20 protein-coding genes are annotated in these 16,770 nt (G+C 63.4%); 12 read left to right on the top strand and 8 right to left on the bottom strand.

The window, feature by feature from the left end; genetic code table 11:
* Positions 1 to 118: 118 nt before the first annotated feature.
* The 3 genes from AC3A43_RS07345 to AC3A43_RS07335 all read right to left on the bottom strand — a co-directional run bounded on the left by AC3A43_RS07345 (position 119) and on the right by AC3A43_RS07335 (position 2,679).
* Entirely contained in the window at positions 119 to 1,111 is a 993-nt protein-coding gene (locus tag AC3A43_RS07345) for an RcnB family protein (protein ID WP_487791854.1), read from the bottom strand.
* Between the two features lie 133 nt (positions 1,112 to 1,244).
* The gene (locus AC3A43_RS07340; protein WP_431563283.1) at positions 1,245 to 1,790 is read right to left on the bottom strand and encodes a (2Fe-2S)-binding protein; all 546 of its coding nucleotides are present in this window, start codon (positions 1,788 to 1,790) and stop codon (positions 1,245 to 1,247) included.
* A gap of 124 nt (positions 1,791 to 1,914) precedes the next feature.
* Positions 1,915 to 2,679 (bottom strand): class II aldolase/adducin family protein, encoded by a 765-nt coding sequence (locus AC3A43_RS07335; protein WP_487791853.1) that lies wholly within the window; start codon positions 2,677 to 2,679, stop codon positions 1,915 to 1,917.
* A 275-nt stretch (positions 2,680 to 2,954) separates the two neighbouring features.
* On the opposite strand from AC3A43_RS07335, the gene rpsU reads away from it, so the two are divergent.
* A complete protein-coding gene (rpsU, locus tag AC3A43_RS07330; RefSeq protein ID WP_037510267.1) occupies positions 2,955 to 3,161 on the top strand; it encodes a 30S ribosomal protein S21 in 207 nt (68 codons plus the stop codon).
* 168 nt (positions 3,162 to 3,329) lie between these two features.
* On the top strand, positions 3,330 to 3,884 hold the full coding sequence (locus tag AC3A43_RS07325) for an FKBP-type peptidyl-prolyl cis-trans isomerase (RefSeq protein WP_487791852.1): 555 nt from the start codon (positions 3,330 to 3,332) through the stop codon (positions 3,882 to 3,884).
* A 36-nt stretch (positions 3,885 to 3,920) separates the two neighbouring features.
* Here the strand turns inward: AC3A43_RS07325 and AC3A43_RS07320 are convergent, their stop codons facing one another.
* Genes AC3A43_RS07320 through pyrE form a run of 5 tightly spaced genes read right to left on the bottom strand, consistent with a single transcriptional unit; the run spans position 3,921 to position 7,626 of the window.
* Complete coding sequence (locus AC3A43_RS07320) at positions 3,921 to 5,039, bottom strand: AI-2E family transporter (protein ID WP_487791851.1); 1,119 nt, start codon at positions 5,037 to 5,039, stop codon at positions 3,921 to 3,923.
* An 11-nt stretch (positions 5,040 to 5,050) separates the two neighbouring features.
* A complete protein-coding gene (gene lepB, locus AC3A43_RS07315; protein WP_487791850.1) occupies positions 5,051 to 5,893 on the bottom strand; it encodes a signal peptidase I in 843 nt (280 codons plus the stop codon).
* 7 nt (positions 5,894 to 5,900) lie between these two features.
* Positions 5,901 to 6,302, bottom strand: coding sequence for a holo-ACP synthase (gene acpS, locus AC3A43_RS07310; RefSeq protein ID WP_487791849.1), 402 nt, complete (start codon positions 6,300 to 6,302; stop codon positions 5,901 to 5,903).
* Positions 6,299 to 7,048: a pyridoxine 5'-phosphate synthase gene (locus tag AC3A43_RS07305; RefSeq protein WP_487791848.1), complete on the bottom strand. Its 750-nt coding sequence runs from the start codon at positions 7,046 to 7,048 to the stop codon at positions 6,299 to 6,301. The genes acpS and AC3A43_RS07305 overlap by 4 nt, the downstream gene beginning before the upstream one ends.
* Entirely contained in the window at positions 7,045 to 7,626 is a 582-nt protein-coding gene (pyrE, locus tag AC3A43_RS07300; protein ID WP_487791847.1) for an orotate phosphoribosyltransferase, read from the bottom strand. Before pyrE ends, AC3A43_RS07305 begins: the two co-directional genes overlap by 4 nt.
* Before the next feature lie 233 nt (positions 7,627 to 7,859).
* Between pyrE and coxB the strand changes: the two genes are divergently transcribed.
* The 10 genes from coxB (at position 7,860) to AC3A43_RS07250 (ending at position 16,604) form a co-directional block, all read left to right on the top strand.
* On the top strand, positions 7,860 to 8,951 hold the full coding sequence (gene coxB, locus AC3A43_RS07295; RefSeq protein ID WP_487791846.1) for a cytochrome c oxidase subunit II: 1,092 nt from the start codon (positions 7,860 to 7,862) through the stop codon (positions 8,949 to 8,951).
* 15 nt (positions 8,952 to 8,966) lie between these two features.
* Complete coding sequence (gene ctaD / locus AC3A43_RS07290; RefSeq protein WP_487791845.1) at positions 8,967 to 10,640, top strand: cytochrome c oxidase subunit I; 1,674 nt, start codon at positions 8,967 to 8,969, stop codon at positions 10,638 to 10,640.
* Positions 10,641 to 10,700: 60 nt separating this feature from the next.
* Entirely contained in the window at positions 10,701 to 11,612 is a 912-nt protein-coding gene (locus tag AC3A43_RS07285; RefSeq protein ID WP_487791844.1) for a heme o synthase, read from the top strand.
* Positions 11,609 to 11,758: a hypothetical protein gene (locus tag AC3A43_RS07280; protein ID WP_487791843.1), complete on the top strand. Its 150-nt coding sequence runs from the start codon at positions 11,609 to 11,611 to the stop codon at positions 11,756 to 11,758. Before AC3A43_RS07285 ends, AC3A43_RS07280 begins: the two co-directional genes overlap by 4 nt.
* An 8-nt stretch (positions 11,759 to 11,766) precedes the next feature.
* A complete protein-coding gene (locus AC3A43_RS07275; protein WP_487791842.1) occupies positions 11,767 to 12,315 on the top strand; it encodes a cytochrome c oxidase assembly protein in 549 nt (182 codons plus the stop codon).
* An 80-nt stretch (positions 12,316 to 12,395) separates the two neighbouring features.
* Positions 12,396 to 13,271 carry a cytochrome c oxidase subunit 3 gene (locus AC3A43_RS07270; RefSeq protein ID WP_487791841.1) on the top strand — a complete coding sequence of 292 codons (876 nt, stop codon included), beginning with the start codon at positions 12,396 to 12,398 and terminating at the stop codon, positions 13,269 to 13,271.
* Positions 13,231 to 13,668 carry a DUF983 domain-containing protein gene (locus AC3A43_RS07265; RefSeq protein ID WP_487791840.1) on the top strand — a complete coding sequence of 146 codons (438 nt, stop codon included), beginning with the start codon at positions 13,231 to 13,233 and terminating at the stop codon, positions 13,666 to 13,668. The genes AC3A43_RS07270 and AC3A43_RS07265 overlap by 41 nt, the downstream gene beginning before the upstream one ends.
* The gene (locus tag AC3A43_RS07260) at positions 13,661 to 14,296 is read left to right on the top strand and encodes an SURF1 family protein (protein WP_487791839.1); all 636 of its coding nucleotides are present in this window, start codon (positions 13,661 to 13,663) and stop codon (positions 14,294 to 14,296) included. Before AC3A43_RS07265 ends, AC3A43_RS07260 begins: the two co-directional genes overlap by 8 nt.
* Positions 14,297 to 14,323: 27 nt before the next feature.
* Positions 14,324 to 15,721 carry a threonine synthase gene (thrC, locus tag AC3A43_RS07255; protein WP_487791838.1) on the top strand — a complete coding sequence of 466 codons (1,398 nt, stop codon included), beginning with the start codon at positions 14,324 to 14,326 and terminating at the stop codon, positions 15,719 to 15,721.
* A 4-nt stretch (positions 15,722 to 15,725) separates the two neighbouring features.
* Positions 15,726 to 16,604, top strand: a complete 879-nt coding sequence (locus AC3A43_RS07250; RefSeq protein WP_487792039.1) for a class I SAM-dependent methyltransferase — start codon at positions 15,726 to 15,728, stop codon at positions 16,602 to 16,604.
* Positions 16,605 to 16,770: the final 166 nt, after the last annotated feature.

Here is a 16,770-nt window from a genome sequence, read left to right as displayed (position 1 = left end):
GAAATCTCCCCTGTTTGTTTCCGCCACCGTGGCGCGGCGGGCGGGGGAGGGCAAGCGCATAAAAAGAGGGGCTGGCGAACCAGCCCCTCAGTTTGTCATCTGATAACCGAAAGGAATATTACCAGAAGAAATCGTGGATCACGTCGATCACTTCGCCCGAATAGGTGTCGACCAGAAGCGCGTCGTCATAATAGCGGATCCAGCGGGTGCCGCCGTAAGCCGGCGGCAGACGGTAATAGCCGGGGTCGTTGATCCAGTAGCGCGAGCTATAGAAGAGCGAGTTCAGGCTGAAACCGATGCTGAAGCGCGTATATCCGTAACCGCGATACGGGTTGTAATAGCGCGGCATCCGGTAGTGGCTGCGGTTCTGGTTGCGATAGCTGCGCCAGTCGTAACGGCGGTCGTTGCGCCAGTCGCGGTTCCAGCTGTTCCTGCGATTGTCGTTATACCGGCGATCGACGCGGTTGTTGTTGTTGCGGTCGTACCGGCGATCGATCTGGCCATCGCGATTGCGATCGTAACGACCGTCGCGCTGGTCGATGCGGTTATTGTTGTTGCGATCCCAGCGGCGGTCGAGATCGCCGTTGCGATTGCGATCGTAGCGGCGATCGACGCGGTTGTTGTCGTTTCGATCGTAACGCTGATCGACCTGACCGTTGCGATTGCGATCCCACTGGCGGTCGATGCGGCCGTCGTTGTTGCGATCATAGGTGCCGCCGCGCTGGCGCTGGACCTGCTGGGTCTGGCGTTGCTCGTTCTGCCGTTGCCATTGCTGGCGCTGCTGATCGTTCCCACGTTGCGCGTCGTTCCCACGCTGCTGCTGCCACTGCTGACGCTGAGCCTGCCGCTGCTGGTCATTGCCGCGTTGCTGCCGTTGTTGCTGACGCACGTCGCTGCGCTGCTGGCGCTCGACCCGCGGCTGCTCGCTTTGCTGGCGCTGAGGCCGTGCTTCGCCACCACCGCGGCGCACTTCGGGACCGCGCGGTCCGCGGTCTCCCCGGTCGCCGCGCTGCGCGATCTGTACCCGCTCGCCCGACGCCTGTGCGGCGGCCGGGGCGATCGGGGTCAGGATCGTTGCAGCGATGAGCAACCCTCCGAACATCTTCTTCATCTCGCCATTCTCCAACTCATGTCCCGCTTGCTGGAGACGCCAGCCGGGATGATGGTGTGATTCTTACGCCTTGCAAGATGATCGATGGCTGACCGGTCTGTTGCCTGCGGTTCAGCTACATGAACGAAGAGGTTCAGGTGCCGGGGGGCAAGCGAAGCGCAGGGACGGCGCGCGCCGCATCTTCGGGGCGGATACCCGGCGGCGGCGCGGCGGCAATGCGTTCCTCGCCGCGCACGACGCGACCGGCAAGCCGGATCGCGGTGCGAATGCGCGGATAGGTGCCGCAGCGGCAGATGTTGGTCATCGCCGCGTCGATTTCGGCATCGCTGGGATTGCTGTTCGTCCGGAGGAGGGCGGCGGCGGCCATGATCATCCCGGACTGGCAAAACCCGCATTGGGGGACCTGTTCGGCGACCCATGCCTGCTGGACCGGATGGCTGCGATCTCGGGCCAGCCCCTCGATCGTCGTGACGAAGCGGCCCTCGCATTCGGCGATCGTGACCATGCAGCTGCGAATCGCTTCGCCGTCGATATCGACAGTGCACGCGCCGCACTCGCCGGTGCCGCAGCCATATTTGGTGCCCGTCAGGTTCGACGCGTCGCGCAGCGCCCACAGCAGGGGCGTTTCGGGTTCCATGCGATATTCGACCGGGCGGTCGTTGACCGAGAATCGCGTCATGCGCTGCGCAACACCAATAAATAGGGACTGTCCCTATTTAATCGGGACGGCATTATGCGCAATCGAAACTGCGCAATTAAATAGGGACTGTCCCTATTTATTGGTGCCCAGCCTGTTGGATGCCTCAATCACGCCAGCTTGCGTCGATCTTGTCGACCTTGCGCACCATCGCGTCGAATTCGGCCTTGCCCGCCTGTCCGGGGATCGAGGCCATGAACAGGTCGCGCTGGTGGACCGCAATGACTTCCTGCGGAACGGTGATCGGCTTGCCCATGCTCATCGTCGCAAGCTGGATCTCGCACGCGCGCTGGAGCGCCCAATATTTGATGAAAGCTTCGGTCAGCGTCTTGCCCATCACGACGGGACCGTGATTCTTGAGCATCAGGATGCGCTTGTCGCCGAGGTTCTGGACGAGGCGCTCGCCTTCCTCTTCGCGCACGGTGACACCCTCGAAATCATGATAGGCGAGCTGGCCGGCAAAATTGCAGGCATAGAAGTTCACAGGCTGCAGCCCGCCTTCGAGCGCGCAGACCGCGACCGTCGCGGTGGTGTGGGTGTGGATGATCGCGTGCGCGTCGGGCAGGACGCGGTGGAACAGGCTGTGCTGGACAAAGCCCGCCTTGTTGACGTGCCAGGGATTGTCCTCATCGACCTTGTTGCCGTCGATGTCGATCTTGATCAGCGTCGAGGCGGTCACTTCGCTGAAATGCATGCCATAGGGATTGATCAGATAGCTGCCGTCCTCGTCGGGAATCTTCACCGTGATATGGTTGAAGATCATCTCGTCCCAGCCCATCATCGCGAAGATACGGTAGCAGGCGGCAAGTTCCTGCCGCGCCGTCCATTCGGCTTCGCTATATTTGCTGTTGCGCTTGAGCTGGGTCGCCATGGCCTGTCCCTCATTATGATGTTAGTTGCGTCCTGCTACCTATGCCATAAGGATAGGGAGCGACACAATCCCGAGCGGGCAGGGCGGTTCGATAGCGCGACAAGCCCGGTTTACCGCGGGGGGCTTGCATTTCGCCGCGAATCCTTTTAGTGGCCCAGCCATCGGAAGGTCGCGGCTTCGCGGCGCTTCTTTTATTGCCCTCATATCGGCGATTTATGGCGGACCGGATATCCGGTGGCCGTTCATCGTTGGACGAACCGGAGACGACACGGCACATGCAGATCATCGTTCGCGACAATAATGTCGACCAGGCCCTTCGCGCGCTCAAGAAGAAGCTGCAGCGTGAGGGCGTGTATCGCGAAATGAAGCTGCGCCGTCATTACGAGAAGCCCAGCGAAAAGCGCGCGCGTGAGCACGCCGCAGCTGTCCGCCGCGCCCGCAAGATGGAGCGCAAGCGGATGGAACGCGACGGGATCAAGTAAGACCCGTTTTCCGTTCGGGATCCGATCGTGAAAAAGGCGCTGCGGCAACGCAGCGCCTTTTTTGTGCGTCCGACGCAGGCATATTGCCTCTGGACCGCCCCGCGCCGCACCGCCTATAGGCCTCGCCAATATTCGCGCCCGCGGGCGCTTGCGGAAGGATCAGCTAAAATGAGCGTAACGACGGTTCCACTGCGCCCGGTGAACAAGGGCGGCCTGTGGCTGATGTGGTTCGGCCTTGCGGCGCTGCTCGTCGCTGGCGCAGCCTTTGCCTGGCATATGACTCCCCGCATCGGCTTTGAAGTCGTCAAGGAAGGCACGGGTCCAAGCCCGACCAAGGCCGACGTCGTGCTGGTGAAATATGAAGGCAAGCTCGACGATGGCACCGTCTTCGATGCCAATGAACAGGCGCCGATGCAGGTGGCTCAGGTCGTTCCGGGCTTCTCGGAAGCGCTGGTCCGGATGAAAAAGGGCGGTGAGTACAAGATCACCATTCCCGCACAGCTCGGTTATGGCGACCGTGCCACCGGGCCGATCCCCGCGGGCAGCACGCTTCATTTCGACGTGACCCTGCTCGACTTCCGGTCGGAAGCCGAGGTTCGCGCGATGCAGCAGCAGATGCAGCAACAGCAGCAGATGATGCAGCAGCAACAGATGATGCAGGGCGCCCCCGGCGGCGCTCCGGGTGGTCAGGCCGGTCCGCCGCCCGGCGCGCCGCAGCCGTAAGCGCGCCGCTTAAACCAAATTCAAACGGCGGTGGGCTCAGGAGTCCGCCGCCGTTTTCGTTTTAGCGCCGCCGGCATTCCGCTCGGCTTCGCGTTCCAGCGCTACCTTGATCATCGCAACGATCGGGTCGGCGAGGAACAGGCCCATGAGGCCGAGCAGCGCGCCGAACAGGATCTGCGCGCCAAGCACGAGTGCGGGCGCAAGGTCGACGGTCTTCTTCGCGACCATCGGGACGATCAGATAGCCATCGACCGTCTGGACGACGAAATAGATCGCGATCGCCCAAAGGCCGGTGTCGGTTCCCGCCGAAAAGCCGACGAGCACGAGCAGCACGCCCGAAACGATCGCGCCGATATTGGGAATGAAGGCCAGCAAGCCGGTCAGAAGGCCCATCAGCGCCGCCATCGGGATGCCGACGACGAGACAGGCGAGCCAGGTGCCGATGCCCTCGACGAGCATGCCGAGCAGGCGTCCCGCCATCAGACGGCGGAGGGTGAAGCCCATGCGCGCAGTGGTGATGTAGAAATTCTCGCGGCTTTTCATCGGCAGCATCCACGCGACGCCGCGCTCGTAAAGCCGCGGCTCGATCGCGATGAAGATGCCCAGGACAAGGATCATGACGAGGCTGGTCAGGCCGCCGAGGACCGTGCCCACTGCCGCAGTGACACGGCCGAATGTGCCGGCAAGATTGTCCGAAATGGTTTTGGTATCGAGCTGGAAATTGCCCATGCCATGGTCGCTCGCCCATGCCGCGATCCGCTCAACCTGACCCATTACGACCGTTTGCAGGGTGGCGGCCTGGTCGGCGATCTGCGAGCCTGCGAACATCGCCGTCCACACCATAAAAGCGAGGAGGGACAGGCAGACGATCAAGAGCCGCCATCCGCGCGCAATCGGAAGCACCCGGCCCAGCAGGCGGGTTCCGCCGTCGAGCATCGAGGCCATCACGATACCGGCAAAGATCAACAGGATCGGCTGGATCAATATGATGCAGAGGCCGATCAACAGTGCGAGGCCGAGCCATACGCCAGCCTTCAGCAATTCGGTCCGGACCGGCTCGCTGCGGATTTCGGTCGGGCCGGGGGCTTCGGTATGCCCATCGGCAGGTTTTGCGGCGCGCGCTCCGCCGGTTTTTCTGGTCGTCGTCGCCGCCATGCCCTTATTCCCTATTTTGCTTTGGTGTCACGTTCGGGGCGCAGGTCGGTTCCCGCGCGGCCCGAACGCAAGGCATTGAACCAGCTGAGCGGGTTATACCACTCAGCCGTTCCATCGGTCGAAAAGCTGATGATCTCGGCGCGCCCCGCGATGGCGTCGAACGGAACGGGGCCGCCCAGCCCCTTCTGGTCGGTGCCGACCCGGCTGTCGGCGCTGCCGTCGCGGTTGTCGCCCATCAGGAACAGATGGTCGGCGGGCACGGTCACCGGGCCATAATCGTCGGTGGTGTAGCCGGGGCCCATGTCGATCGTGTCGAACGTCGCCCCGCCGGGCAGCGTCTCACGGACGATGGGAAGCTCCAGCGCCGCTTTCCCGTCGGCGCCGCGGGTGACGAAACGGTTCAGACTGCTGTCGGGGCCGGGCAGGTTCGGGTCGACCGGAATCGCCAGCATCGGCTGAACTTCACGCTTCACCGGCTTACCGTTGATGCTGAGTTCGCCGTTGCGGAGCTGGATCGTATCGCCGGGCAGCCCGATCACGCGCTTGATATAGTCGATCCGCGACACCGGGTGTTCAAGCACGACGATATCGCCGCGCTCGGGCAGCTTGCCGAACCAGCGGCCGGCGGTTTTGGGCGCGAGGTGAAAGCTGACCGACGAATAGGACCAGCCATAGGGATATTTGCTGACGATCAGGCGATCGCCGTTGCGCAGCACGGGCATCATCGAATCGGACGGGATATAGAAAGGCTTGGCGACGCAGCTGTGGATGCCCAGCACGAGCAGCAGGATCACCACGATGTCGCGGATCAGCTTGCCCCAGCCGCCTTCGTCCTGCGCCTTGTTCTTCGCCATGTCGATTTCAGTCCTTGATTGCTTCGATGATGACGAACGCCTGCGCCCACGGATGGTCGTCGGTCAGCGTCAAATGGATGTGCGCCGTGTGGCCCGCAGGTGTCATCTGTGCGAGCCGCTCGGCCGCCCCGCCGGTCAGCGCGAGCGTCGGCGCCCCCGACGGCGCGTTGACGACGCCGATGTCCTTCATGAACACCCCGCGCTTGAACCCGGTGCCGACGGCTTTCGAAAAGGCTTCCTTCGCCGCGAAGCGCTTGGCGTAAGTGCCGGCGCGGGTGAACGGCCGCCGCGCGGCCTTGGCGCGCTCGATATCGGTGAAAACGCGATTTTCGAACCGCTCGCCAAAGCGATCGAGCGAGTTCTGGATTCGCTTGATATTACAGAGGTCGGAACCGAGGCCGATGATCACAGCGCGCCTCGCGCCTCGTCCATCAACGCGCGCATCCGGCGCACCGCATCCTCAAGCCCGGTAAAGATCGCCTCGCCAATCAGATAATGACCGATGTTGAGTTCGGCCAGCTGCGGAATCGCGGCGACCGGAACGACATTTTCATAGGTCAAGCCGTGACCCGCATGCGGTTCGATGCCATTTTTCCACGCGAGAGCGGCGGCGTCGGCGAGGCGGCGCAGTTCGATGGCGCGTTCTTCGCCTTCGACATGCGCATAGCGGCCCGTGTGGAATTCGACGACCGGGGCGCGGAGGCGCATTGCCGCCTCGATCTGACGCGGATCGGGTTCGATGAACAGGCTGACGCGGATGCCCGCATCGTTCAGCCGCGCGACAATCGGCGCGAGGTGGTTGTGCTGCCCCGCGGCGTCGAGCCCGCCCTCGGTCGTGCGTTCCTCGCGCTTTTCGGGGACGATGCACGCGGCGTGCGGATTGTGGCGCAGCGCGATCTCGACCATTTCGTCGGTCGCCGCCATTTCGAGGTTCAGCGGCAGGTCGGTCGCGGCCTGAATGCGCGCCAGATCATCGTCGCGGATATGGCGCCGGTCTTCGCGCAGATGCGCGGTGATGCCGTCGCCGCCGACCGCCGCGACGATCTCGGCCGCGCGCACCGGGTCAGGATGCTCGCCGCCGCGCGCGTTACGGATCGTCGCGACATGGTCGATATTGACGCCGAGGCGAAGGCGGCCGGGCTGCGACGGGCTCAATTCGCGCGGCTCCCCGGCTTGATCGCCTGGGTCGCCGCGAGTTCGGGCGGCAGCGCGTCTTCGGCATAGGTCGGGAAATTGATGGCCACGAGCGGATAGAAGGGAATGCCGAGGTCGACATTGCCTGCCGAGCGATCGACCAGCGCTGCTTCGGCAATGACTTCGCCGCCCGCCGCCGCGATACAGGCCATCGCTTCGCGCGACGACAGGCCGGTGGTCACGACATCCTCGACCATCAGCACCTTGGCTCCGGGGTCGATGGTAAAGCCGCGCCGCAGTTCGAAGGTGCCCGTCGGCCGCTCGACGAAAAGCGCCGGCTTGCCGAGCGCGCGGCCCATTTCATGACCGATGATGACGCCGCCCATTGCAGGCGAGACGACGATGTCGATCGCCTGTTTCAGGTCGCGCGGCAGTTTGGCGGCAAGCGCGACCGCGAGCCGTCCGGCGCGTTCGGTGTCCATCAGCACGCGCGCGCACTGCAGATAATATTCGCTGTGGCGGCCGGAGGAGAGCAGGAAGTGGCCCTGCAGCAAGGCGTCGGCGGCGCGGAATTCGGCCAGGATTTCATCATCGGTCATGGGAGAATTGTTCTTTTGTCCAGTGCGTCGCCCATGGCAGGCGACCGGGTTTTGGCGGTGAAGATTATCCAGCCGTAAAATAGTGTTAGAGATGCTTGAGGCAAGCGGCAAGCGGGTCTATAGCGCCCGCGAGTTTCAGCCCTTCCGCCGGCTGCCGTGACGCGTGTCCGGCCGCTGCTGCAGGGGGGAAGGGGCATCAATAAGAACAACAGGCAACGGGCGGCACTATCCTTATGAAGAGCTTGAAAACCCTTGTAATTGCGGCGGCTTTGTCGCTTGGCGCAGTGGGCGTCAGCCATGCGCAGGCACCCGCGACGGCTCCGGCCGAAGCACCTGCTGCAACGGCTCCGGCGAATCCGGCTCCGGCCGTCGCCGATGCGGCTGCTCCGGCAGCAGCGCCGGTGGCGACGACCGCCGCCGTTCCGGCTGGCGATGCAACTTACGTCCCGATGAAGCCGACCCCCGGGGTCGGCCAGCCGATCGATGCGGGCATCGATTTCCAGCCGCAGGTCAGCCCGGTCGGCGAACAGGCTTACTGGTTCAACCACGTCATCCTGCTGCCGGTGATCACCTTTATCACGCTGCTTGTTCTGGGCCTTCTGCTCTGGGTGATGTTCCGGTTCCGCGCCAAGGCGAACCCGATTCCGTCGAAGACGACGCACAACACCTTCATCGAAATCATCTGGACCGCCATTCCGGTGCTGATCCTCGCGGTGATCGCGGTGCCGTCGATCCGGCTTCTGGCCCAGCAATATGAGCCGCCGTCGAAAGACGCGCTGACGATCAAGGTGACGGGCTACCAATGGTATTGGGGCTATGCCTATCCCGACCAGGGCATCGGCGAATATGTCTCGAAGATCCTGCCCGAGGACAAGGCGATCGCCGCGGGCGAGCCCTATCATCTCGCCGTTGACAACCGCATGGTCGTTCCGGTCGGCCGTCAGGTGAAACTGATCATCACCGGCGCCGACGTGATCCACAGCTTCGCGGTTCCCGCCTTCTGGACCAAGATGGACGCGGTCCCCGGCCGCGCCAACGAAGCGACGTTCACCGCGAACAAGGTCGGCGTTTATTACGGCCAGTGTTCTGAACTTTGCGGCGTCGATCACGGCTATATGCCTATCGCGGTCGAAGTGCTCCCGGTCGAAAAGTGGGAAGCATGGGTTCGCTCGAAGGGCGGCAATCCGGCTGGCCCGGTCGCCGCGACACCCGCTGCGGCTGCTCCGGCACCTGCCGCCGCCGATCCGGCAGCGGCGCCTGCCGCAACGCCGACCGCAGCTGCACCCGCAGCGGCGCCTGCCGCCGTCCCGGCCGCCAAGAATTAATAAGGGGTCCGACAGATGACCGATATCGCTGCAACTGCACCCGCCCATGGCCATGCCGATCACGCGCATGACGACCATGACCACGACACGCCGGGCTTTTTCGTCCGCTGGTTCATGTCGACGAACCACAAGGACATCGGAACGCTCTATCTGATCTTCGCGATCATCGCCGGCATCGTCGGCGGCGCGCTTTCGGGTATGATGCGCCTCGAACTCGCGCATCCCGGCGTCCAGTATCTGGGCACCTGGGCGCAGGCGCTCGGCGGCGCGCAGGATCTGACCGCGGCCAAGCATTTCTGGAACGTGATGATCACGGCGCACGGCCTGATCATGGTGTTCTTCATGGTCATGCCCGCCATGATCGGCGGTTTCGGCAACTGGTTCGTCCCGCTGATGATCGGCGCGCCCGACATGGCGTTCCCGCGCATGAACAATGTCAGCTTCTGGCTGACCGCCGTCGCGTTCGTCATGTTGATGGGCTCGCTGTTCGTTCCGGGCGGCAGCGGCAATGGCGCGGGCACCGGCTGGACGGTCTATGCCCCGCTGTCGACCAGCGGTTCGGTTGGCCCCGCGGTCGATATGGCGATCTTCTCGCTTCACCTCGCTGGCGCGGCGTCGATCCTGGGTGCGATCAACTTTATCACCACCATCTTCAACATGCGCGCGCCGGGCATGACCCTGCACAAGATGCCGCTGTTCGTGTGGTCGGTGCTGGTCACCGCCTTCCTGCTGTTGCTCGCACTGCCGGTTCTGGCCGCTGCGATCACCATGCTGCTGACCGACCGTAACTTCGGCACCACCTTCTATGATGCGGCAGGCGGCGGCGACCCCGTTCTCTACCAGCATCTCTTCTGGTTCTTCGGCCATCCCGAAGTGTACATCATGATCCTGCCGGGCTTCGGCATCGTCAGCCAGATCATCTCGACCTTCAGCAAGAAGCCGGTGTTCGGTTATCTCGGCATGGCGTACGCCATGGTCGCGATCGGCGTCGTCGGCTTCATCGTGTGGGCGCACCACATGTTCACGGTCGGCATGAGCGTGAACCTGAAAATGTATTTCACCGCCGCGACGATGGTCATCGCGGTCCCGACGGGCATCAAGATCTTCAGCTGGATCGCTACCATGTGGGGCGGCTCGATGACGTTCAAGACGCCGATGATGTGGTCGCTCGGCTTCATCTTCATGTTCACCGTTGGCGGCGTGACCGGCGTCGTGCTCGCCAATGGCGGCGTCGACACCAACCTGCACGACACCTATTATGTCGTCGCGCACTTCCACTATGTGCTGTCGCTGGGCGCGGTCTTCTCGCTCTTCGCCGGCTTCTATTACTGGTTCCCGAAGATGTCGGGCCGGATGTACAGCGAAGCCTTGGGCCAGCTGCACTTCTGGGTCTTCTTCATCGGCGTGAACGTCATGTTCTTCCCCCAGCACTTCCTGGGACAGCAGGGCATGCCGCGCCGTTACCCCGACTATGCGGAAGCCTATGCGCATTGGCATCTGATCTCGTCGTACGGCTATGTGATCATGGGCGTCGGCATGCTCTTCTTCTTCCTGAACATCGGCTACTCGCTGTTCGCGGGCAAGAAGGCCGCCGACAATCCGTGGGGCGAAGGCGCGACGACGCTCGAATGGACGCTGTCGAGCCCGCCGCCGTTCCACCAGTTCAACGAACTGCCGCGTATCGCCTGATTTGTGCTTCCCCCTGCCGATTGTCGGCAGGGGGCGCATGATCATCGGGCCGGAGTAACCATGGCGCAAAGCCTGACTCAAGCCGACACGGCGCTACCCGCCGATTGGCGCGACCTGTTCGCGCTGACGAAGCCGCGCGTCATGTCTCTCGTGGTGTTCACCGCGCTGTGCGGCTTGCTCGCGGCGCCGGGCAATGTGCCTCCGGTGCTCGCTTTCTCCTCGATTCTTGCCATTGCGCTTGGGGCAGGGGCTTCGGGTGCGCTCAACCAGTGGTATGAGGCGGGGCTCGACGCAAAGATGAAGCGGACCGCGGGCCGGCCGCTCCCTGCCGGACGTCTCGACCCGCAGACCGCGCTGCAATTCGGCGTCGGCCTGGCAGCTTTTTCGCTGTTCCTGATGCTGTTCGCGTCGAACTGGCAGGCGACGCTGCTGCTTGCCGGCTCGATCCTCTTCTACGTTTTCATCTACACCATGTGGCTGAAGCCCCGGACGCCGCAGAATATCGTTATCGGCGGTGCGGCAGGCGCTTTTCCGCCGCTGATCGGCTGGGTTGCGGCGACGGGATCGATCGCGCCGCTGCCGGTGCTGCTCTTTCTGCTCATCTTCCTGTGGACGCCGCCGCATTTCTGGGCGCTCGCGCTGTTCATGCGCTCGGATTACGCCGCTGCGGGTATCCCGATGATGCCGGTCGTCGCGGGCGAGAAATCGACGCGGCGCCAGATTCTGTTCTATGCGGTAATCATGGCGGTTGCGGCGATTGCGCCATGGCCGCTTGGTTACACCGGCGCGCTCTATGGCTGGACCGCGGTGATCCTGTCGGCGCTGTTTGTGGCGCTGTCGGTCCAGGTCGGCACGCGCGCAACGGGTGAGGGCGATCTGATGCAGCCCGAAAAGCGCCTGTTCGCCTATTCGATCGCCTATCTTTTCATTCTGTTCGGCGCCGTCGTCGCCGACCATTGGTGGCCCTTATGACCGAAGACCCGAATCTCGAACCCTTCGATGAGGCCGAATATCGCCGCCGCCAACGCAGCCGTGCCAATATGATGGCGTGGATGCTCGGCGCGCTCGCGATCCTCTTTTTCTTCATCACTATCGCAAAGATGCAGATTTTCTCATGATCGGGCGGATGTCCCCTAATGCGAAGACCGCAAGCTTTGCCGCGCTGCTGGCGCTGGCGATGACCGGGCTCGGGTTCGCGGCGGTGCCGCTTTACGATCTGTTTTGCCGCGTGACCGGTTTCGGTGGCACGACGCAGCGTTACGACCCGGTCGCCGCGGCGGCCGAGCCGCAAATCCTGTCGAACACGATCTCGGTACGCTTCGACGCGAATGTCTCGCCGAACCTGCCGTGGAAATTCTATCCCGAGCATCCGACCGACACGGTCAGCGTCGGCGCGCGCGACATGGCGATCTTTATCGCCGAGAATAATTCGGCGCACCCGGTCGTCGGGACCGCCAGTTTCAACGTCACGCCCGATCAGGCCGGCAAATATTTTACCAAGATCCAGTGCTTCTGCTTCACACAGCAACGGCTGGAGCCGGGGCAGCAGATGCGCATGCCGGTGTTGTTCTTCGTCGATCCAAAGATCATGGACGACCCCGACGCGCGCGACGTGCAGGAAATCACCCTCAGCTACACCTTCCACCCTGTAGACGAGGGTAAAAAGGCGAGCTAAGGCCGCGAACAAGAGTCTAACAAGACCGGCAGATGATGGGGAATCGTCATGCTGGGGCTGCTAAAAACGGGAAAAACGCCATGTCCGGTGCGAAACATCATGACTACCACCTCGTAAATCCCAGCGTCTGGCCGCTCATCGGCTCGGTCGCTGCGCTCGTGATGTTCTTCGGACTCGTCATGGCGATGCACGCCGACTATTTCGGCGGGATCGGCAAATGGGTCCTCGGCCTTGGCTTCATGGGCGTCATCGCCACCTTCTTCAGCTGGTGGTCGGACGTCATCAACGAAGCGCATGCCGGCGACCACACCCCGGTCGTCCAGCTCCATCTGCGTTACGGCATGATCCTGTTCATCGCGTCCGAAGTCATGTTCTTCGTCGGCTGGTTCTGGGCATGGTTCGATTTCTCGCTGTTCCCGGTCCCGATCGAATATGTCGACGGCGCGGTAACTTCGCTGTTCGGCCAGGACGGCGCTGCGGCGATCACCATGTGGCCGCCGAAGGGCATCGAAGTCATCGACCCCTTCTCGCTGCCTTTGCTCAACACGCTGATCCTGCTCTGCTCGGGCACGACGATCACCTGGGCACACCATGCGCTGATCCACGGCGACCGCGAAGGGCTGAAGAAGGGCTTGTGGCTGACGATCATCCTCGGCGCGGTCTTCTCGACCATCCAGGCTTATGAATATATGCACGCGCCGTGGGGCTTCGGGCAGAGCAACTATAGCTCGGCCTTCTACATGGCGACCGGCTTCCACGGCTTCCACGTGCTCGTCGGTACAATCTTCCTGATCGTCTGCCTCGTCCGCACCTATAAGGGTCACTTCACCCCGACTCAGCATTTCGGTTTCGAGGCCGCTGCATGGTACTGGCACTTCGTCGACGTCGTGTGGCTGTTTCTCTTCATCATCGTCTATGTCTGGGGCGGCTGGGGCGCGCCGGTCGCCGCGCACTAAATTGCCCGCTGGCGATCAAATTCAAAAGGGGCAGCCGCCGTTATGGCGCGCTGCCCTTTTTGGTCTCTGTCCCGAATGCGGCGCTTCGACGTTGTTCGACGGGCCGGTGAAGTTCCGGGCAAAATGCGACAGCTGCGGTCTCGATTATAGTCGCTATAATGTCGGCGATGGTCCCGCGGCTTTTCTCACGCTCATTGTCGGCGCGCTGCTTATTGCGCTCGCGTTGACGCTCGATTCCCTCGTGCGGCCGCCTTTGTGGGTGCATGTCATCCTGTGGGTGCCGCTGACCGCCGCGGCGATTGTCTATGGCCTGCGCATCGGCAAAGGCGCGCTGCTGGCAAGCGAGCACCAGCGTCAGGCCGCCGAGGGCCGAGAGGTGGACGAGAAAAATGACTGAAGCTGCAACGAAACGCTGGCCGCTGATCCCGACGATCCTCGTGCTCGTTGCGGTCGCGGTGATGATCGGGCTCGGCGTCTGGCAACTGCAGCGCAAGACCGAAAAGGAAGCGCTGATCGCGCTCTTCCAGCGCAACACCGCGATGTCGTCGTTGGTGACATATCCCGAACTGCCGCCTGTTCCCGACGCCTTTCTCTTTCGCAAAAGCAGCATCGTCTGCCTCGAACCCGTCCGCTGGGACCCGCGCAGCGGCACCGACCGGAAGGGGACGGCAGGCATTCGCATGATCGCCGACTGCCGGACCGGCGCCGAGGGGCCGGGCGTGCTGGTCGATATTGGCATCGGTGATGATTTTGCCCCTCCCAAATGGAAGGGCGGCACCGTGCAAGGAACGATCGTCCCAGGCCCCGACCAGCCAACGGTGATGGAGCGCGCGATGGGCAAAGCCACGCCCGCACGCGCGATGCTGATTGCCGATACGCCCGTCACTGGCCTTCGTGCCAGCGCCGTGCCGTCGGCTGAAAACACGCCGAACAACCACCTCGCTTATGCGGGGCAATGGTTCCTGTTCGCTGCGGCGGCGCTCGTCATCTATATATTGGCCGTCCGTCGCCGCTTGCGGCCTTGACGTCGGCCCGCTAGGCGCTGGGCCGCCATGGAATATATCAGCACCCGCGGCTCTGCGCCGACCCTCGACTTTCGTGCCGCAACGCTTGCGGGCCTCGCCAGCGATGGCGGCCTCTATCTGCCGGCGAAATGGCCGCAGATGTCGGCCGAGGAGGTTCGAGCGCTTGCGGGACTGGACTATGCCGAAACCGCGGTGCGCATCATGCGGCCCTTCGTCGAGGGCGTGCTGACCGAAGACGAGCTGCGCGAGCTGTGCCGCGCCGCTTATGGCCGATTCAGCCATGATGCAGTGACCCCGCTCGTCCAGCTCGACCATCGCCACTGGCTGCTCGAACTGTTCCACGGCCCGACGCTCGCGTTCAAGGACGTTGCGCTGCAATTGCTCGGACAGCTGTTCGAGAAGTTTCTTGCGGGTGGCGACACCAACATCACGATCGTCGGCGCAACGTCGGGCGACACCGGGTCGGCGGCGATCGAGGCGGTCGCGGGGCGCGAGCATATCCAGATCTTCATGCTGCATCCCGAAGGCCGCGTTAGCGACGTACAGCGCCGCCAGATGACGACCGTGCTCGCGCCCAATGTCCATAACATTGCGATCGACGGCAGCTTCGACGACGCGCAGGCGATGGTGAAGCGGTTGTTCGGCGACGAAGAGGCGCGCAGCCAGGTCACGCTGTCGGCGGTGAACAGCATCAACTGGGCGCGGTTGATGGCGCAAGTCGTCTATTATTTCTATGCCGCTGTCCGGCTCGGCGGTCCCGACCGCCCGATTGCGTTCAGCGTGCCGACGGGCAATTTTGGCGACGTATTCGCGGGCTATGTTGCGGCGCAGATGGGGCTGCCGATTGCAAAGCTCGTCGTCGCGACGAACGTCAACGACATCCTGCACCGCGCGCTGACCAGCGGCGATTATAGCGCGGGCACGGTCACCGCGACCGCGACCCCCAGCATGGACATCCAGGTCAGCAGCAATTTCGAACGATTGTTGTTCGACCTGTCGGGCCGTGACGGCGCGGCGATCATGGGCATGATGGGCGAATTCGACGCGAACCGCGCGATGACGATCCCCGCCGATATGCTCGCCGGCGCACGCGGATTGTTTTCGAGCGCGAGCATCGACGGCGATGCGATGGCGCTCGCGCTGCGCTGGGCGCAGGAGCATGGCGGGCAGATCATCGATCCGCACAGTGCGGTCGGCCTCGCCGCGGCGCGCGCGCTCGACATCGATGCAGACATTCCCATCGTCACGCTGGCGACCGCGCATCCCGCCAAGTTCCGCGAAGCGGTCGAGCGTGCGACTGGCGTTCGTCCGCCGCTCCCGGCGCGGCTCGGCAATCTCTTCGACCGCGAAGAACGCTACACGCGCCTTCCAGGCGACTATGACACGGTGAAGGCCTTTGTGCTGGCGGAAGCGGCGCGTGGCTGATCTTCTGCCTCTCGTCACGCTCGTCGGTGAGCCGTGGGACGATTATGGGCTGGTCGACAGCGGGAACGGGCGCAAGCTCGAACGCTATGGTCGCTATCGTTTCATCCGCCCCGAACCGCAGGCGATGTGGGCGCCCGCGCTGTCCGCCGCCGAATGGGAGGCGGCCGATGGTGAATTTATTCCCGCATCGGACGACGATGGCGGCGGGCGCTGGTATTATAACGGGCCGGTGCCCGCCGAGGGCTGGCCGCTCGCGTGGCGCGAAACGCGCTTCACCGCGCAGTGCACGCCCTTTCGTCATCTCGGCTTTTTTCCGGACATGGCGCCGGTGTGGGATTGGCTGCGCGACCGCGTCGCCGACAAGCCCGACCCCGCCTTCCTGAACCTGTTCGGCTATACCGGTGTCGGCAGCCAGGCGCTCGCCGCGGTGGGCGCCTCGGTCACCCATGTCGATGCGTCGAAGAAGTCGGTGGGGCAGGCGCGTGAGAATGCCGCTCTGGCAGATATGGCCGACAAGCCTGTCCGCTGGATCCTCGACGATGCGGGCAAGTTCACCGCGCGCGAGGTCCGGCGCGAGAAACGCTATGACGCGATCCTGCTCGATCCGCCCAAATTCGGCCGCGGCCCGACCGGCGAACGCTGGCAGCTCGAGGAAGGGCTGGCGCCCTTGCTCACCGACTGCCGCCAGTTGCTCGACGCCGACAGCCGTGCGCTGTTCCTCACCGTCTACGCCGTGCGCATGTCGGCGCTCGCCATCGGCGAACTGCTGGCCCAGCTCTTTGCCGACCTGCCGGGCAAGGTCGAATGCGGCGAGCTTGCGGTGCGCGAAGAGGCACGGGGATTGCTTCTCCCGACTGCGATTTTTGCGCGCTGGAGCCGTTGAGCTTTCAGCCATAGGCTTTTGCTGCATACGTTTGCTGCGCAAAAAACCGCAACATTGTGACCCAAATGTAACGGTCGGCGCGTTGACAATGATAACGTTCCCATTTAGATAACGTTCACATTAAGCGAATGCCGCCATTACAAGAGCGGCTGAATTGGGAGGAATG

This window comes from Sphingopyxis sp. Soil_C_28 (genome assembly GCF_057657055.1).
This window is presented reverse-complemented; position numbering and strand designations above follow the sequence as displayed.

Excerpts from the sequence above, each read along its gene's own strand:
- AC3A43_RS07345 (WP_487791854.1), bottom strand. The coding sequence starts at position 1,111 with ATGAAGAAGATGTTCGGAGGGTTGCTCATCGCTGCAACGATCCTGACC.
- AC3A43_RS07340 (WP_431563283.1), bottom strand. The coding sequence starts at position 1,790 with ATGACGCGATTCTCGGTCAACGACCGCCCGGTCGAATATCGCATGGAA.
- AC3A43_RS07335 (WP_487791853.1), bottom strand. The coding sequence starts at position 2,679 with ATGGCGACCCAGCTCAAGCGCAACAGCAAATATAGCGAAGCCGAATGG.
- rpsU (WP_037510267.1), top strand. The coding sequence starts at position 2,955 with ATGCAGATCATCGTTCGCGACAATAATGTCGACCAGGCCCTTCGCGCG.
- AC3A43_RS07325 (WP_487791852.1), top strand. The coding sequence starts at position 3,330 with ATGAGCGTAACGACGGTTCCACTGCGCCCGGTGAACAAGGGCGGCCTG.
- AC3A43_RS07320 (WP_487791851.1), bottom strand. The coding sequence starts at position 5,039 with ATGGCGGCGACGACGACCAGAAAAACCGGCGGAGCGCGCGCCGCAAAA.
- lepB (WP_487791850.1), bottom strand. The coding sequence starts at position 5,893 with ATGGCGAAGAACAAGGCGCAGGACGAAGGCGGCTGGGGCAAGCTGATC.
- pyrE (WP_487791847.1), bottom strand. The coding sequence starts at position 7,626 with ATGACCGATGATGAAATCCTGGCCGAATTCCGCGCCGCCGACGCCTTG.
- coxB (WP_487791846.1), top strand. The coding sequence starts at position 7,860 with ATGAAGAGCTTGAAAACCCTTGTAATTGCGGCGGCTTTGTCGCTTGGC.
- ctaD (WP_487791845.1), top strand. The coding sequence starts at position 8,967 with ATGACCGATATCGCTGCAACTGCACCCGCCCATGGCCATGCCGATCAC.
- AC3A43_RS07285 (WP_487791844.1), top strand. The coding sequence starts at position 10,701 with ATGGCGCAAAGCCTGACTCAAGCCGACACGGCGCTACCCGCCGATTGG.
- AC3A43_RS07280 (WP_487791843.1), top strand. The coding sequence starts at position 11,609 with ATGACCGAAGACCCGAATCTCGAACCCTTCGATGAGGCCGAATATCGC.
- AC3A43_RS07275 (WP_487791842.1), top strand. The coding sequence starts at position 11,767 with ATGTCCCCTAATGCGAAGACCGCAAGCTTTGCCGCGCTGCTGGCGCTG.
- AC3A43_RS07270 (WP_487791841.1), top strand. The coding sequence starts at position 12,396 with ATGTCCGGTGCGAAACATCATGACTACCACCTCGTAAATCCCAGCGTC.
- AC3A43_RS07265 (WP_487791840.1), top strand. The coding sequence starts at position 13,231 with ATGTCTGGGGCGGCTGGGGCGCGCCGGTCGCCGCGCACTAAATTGCCC.
- AC3A43_RS07260 (WP_487791839.1), top strand. The coding sequence starts at position 13,661 with ATGACTGAAGCTGCAACGAAACGCTGGCCGCTGATCCCGACGATCCTC.
- thrC (WP_487791838.1), top strand. The coding sequence starts at position 14,324 with ATGGAATATATCAGCACCCGCGGCTCTGCGCCGACCCTCGACTTTCGT.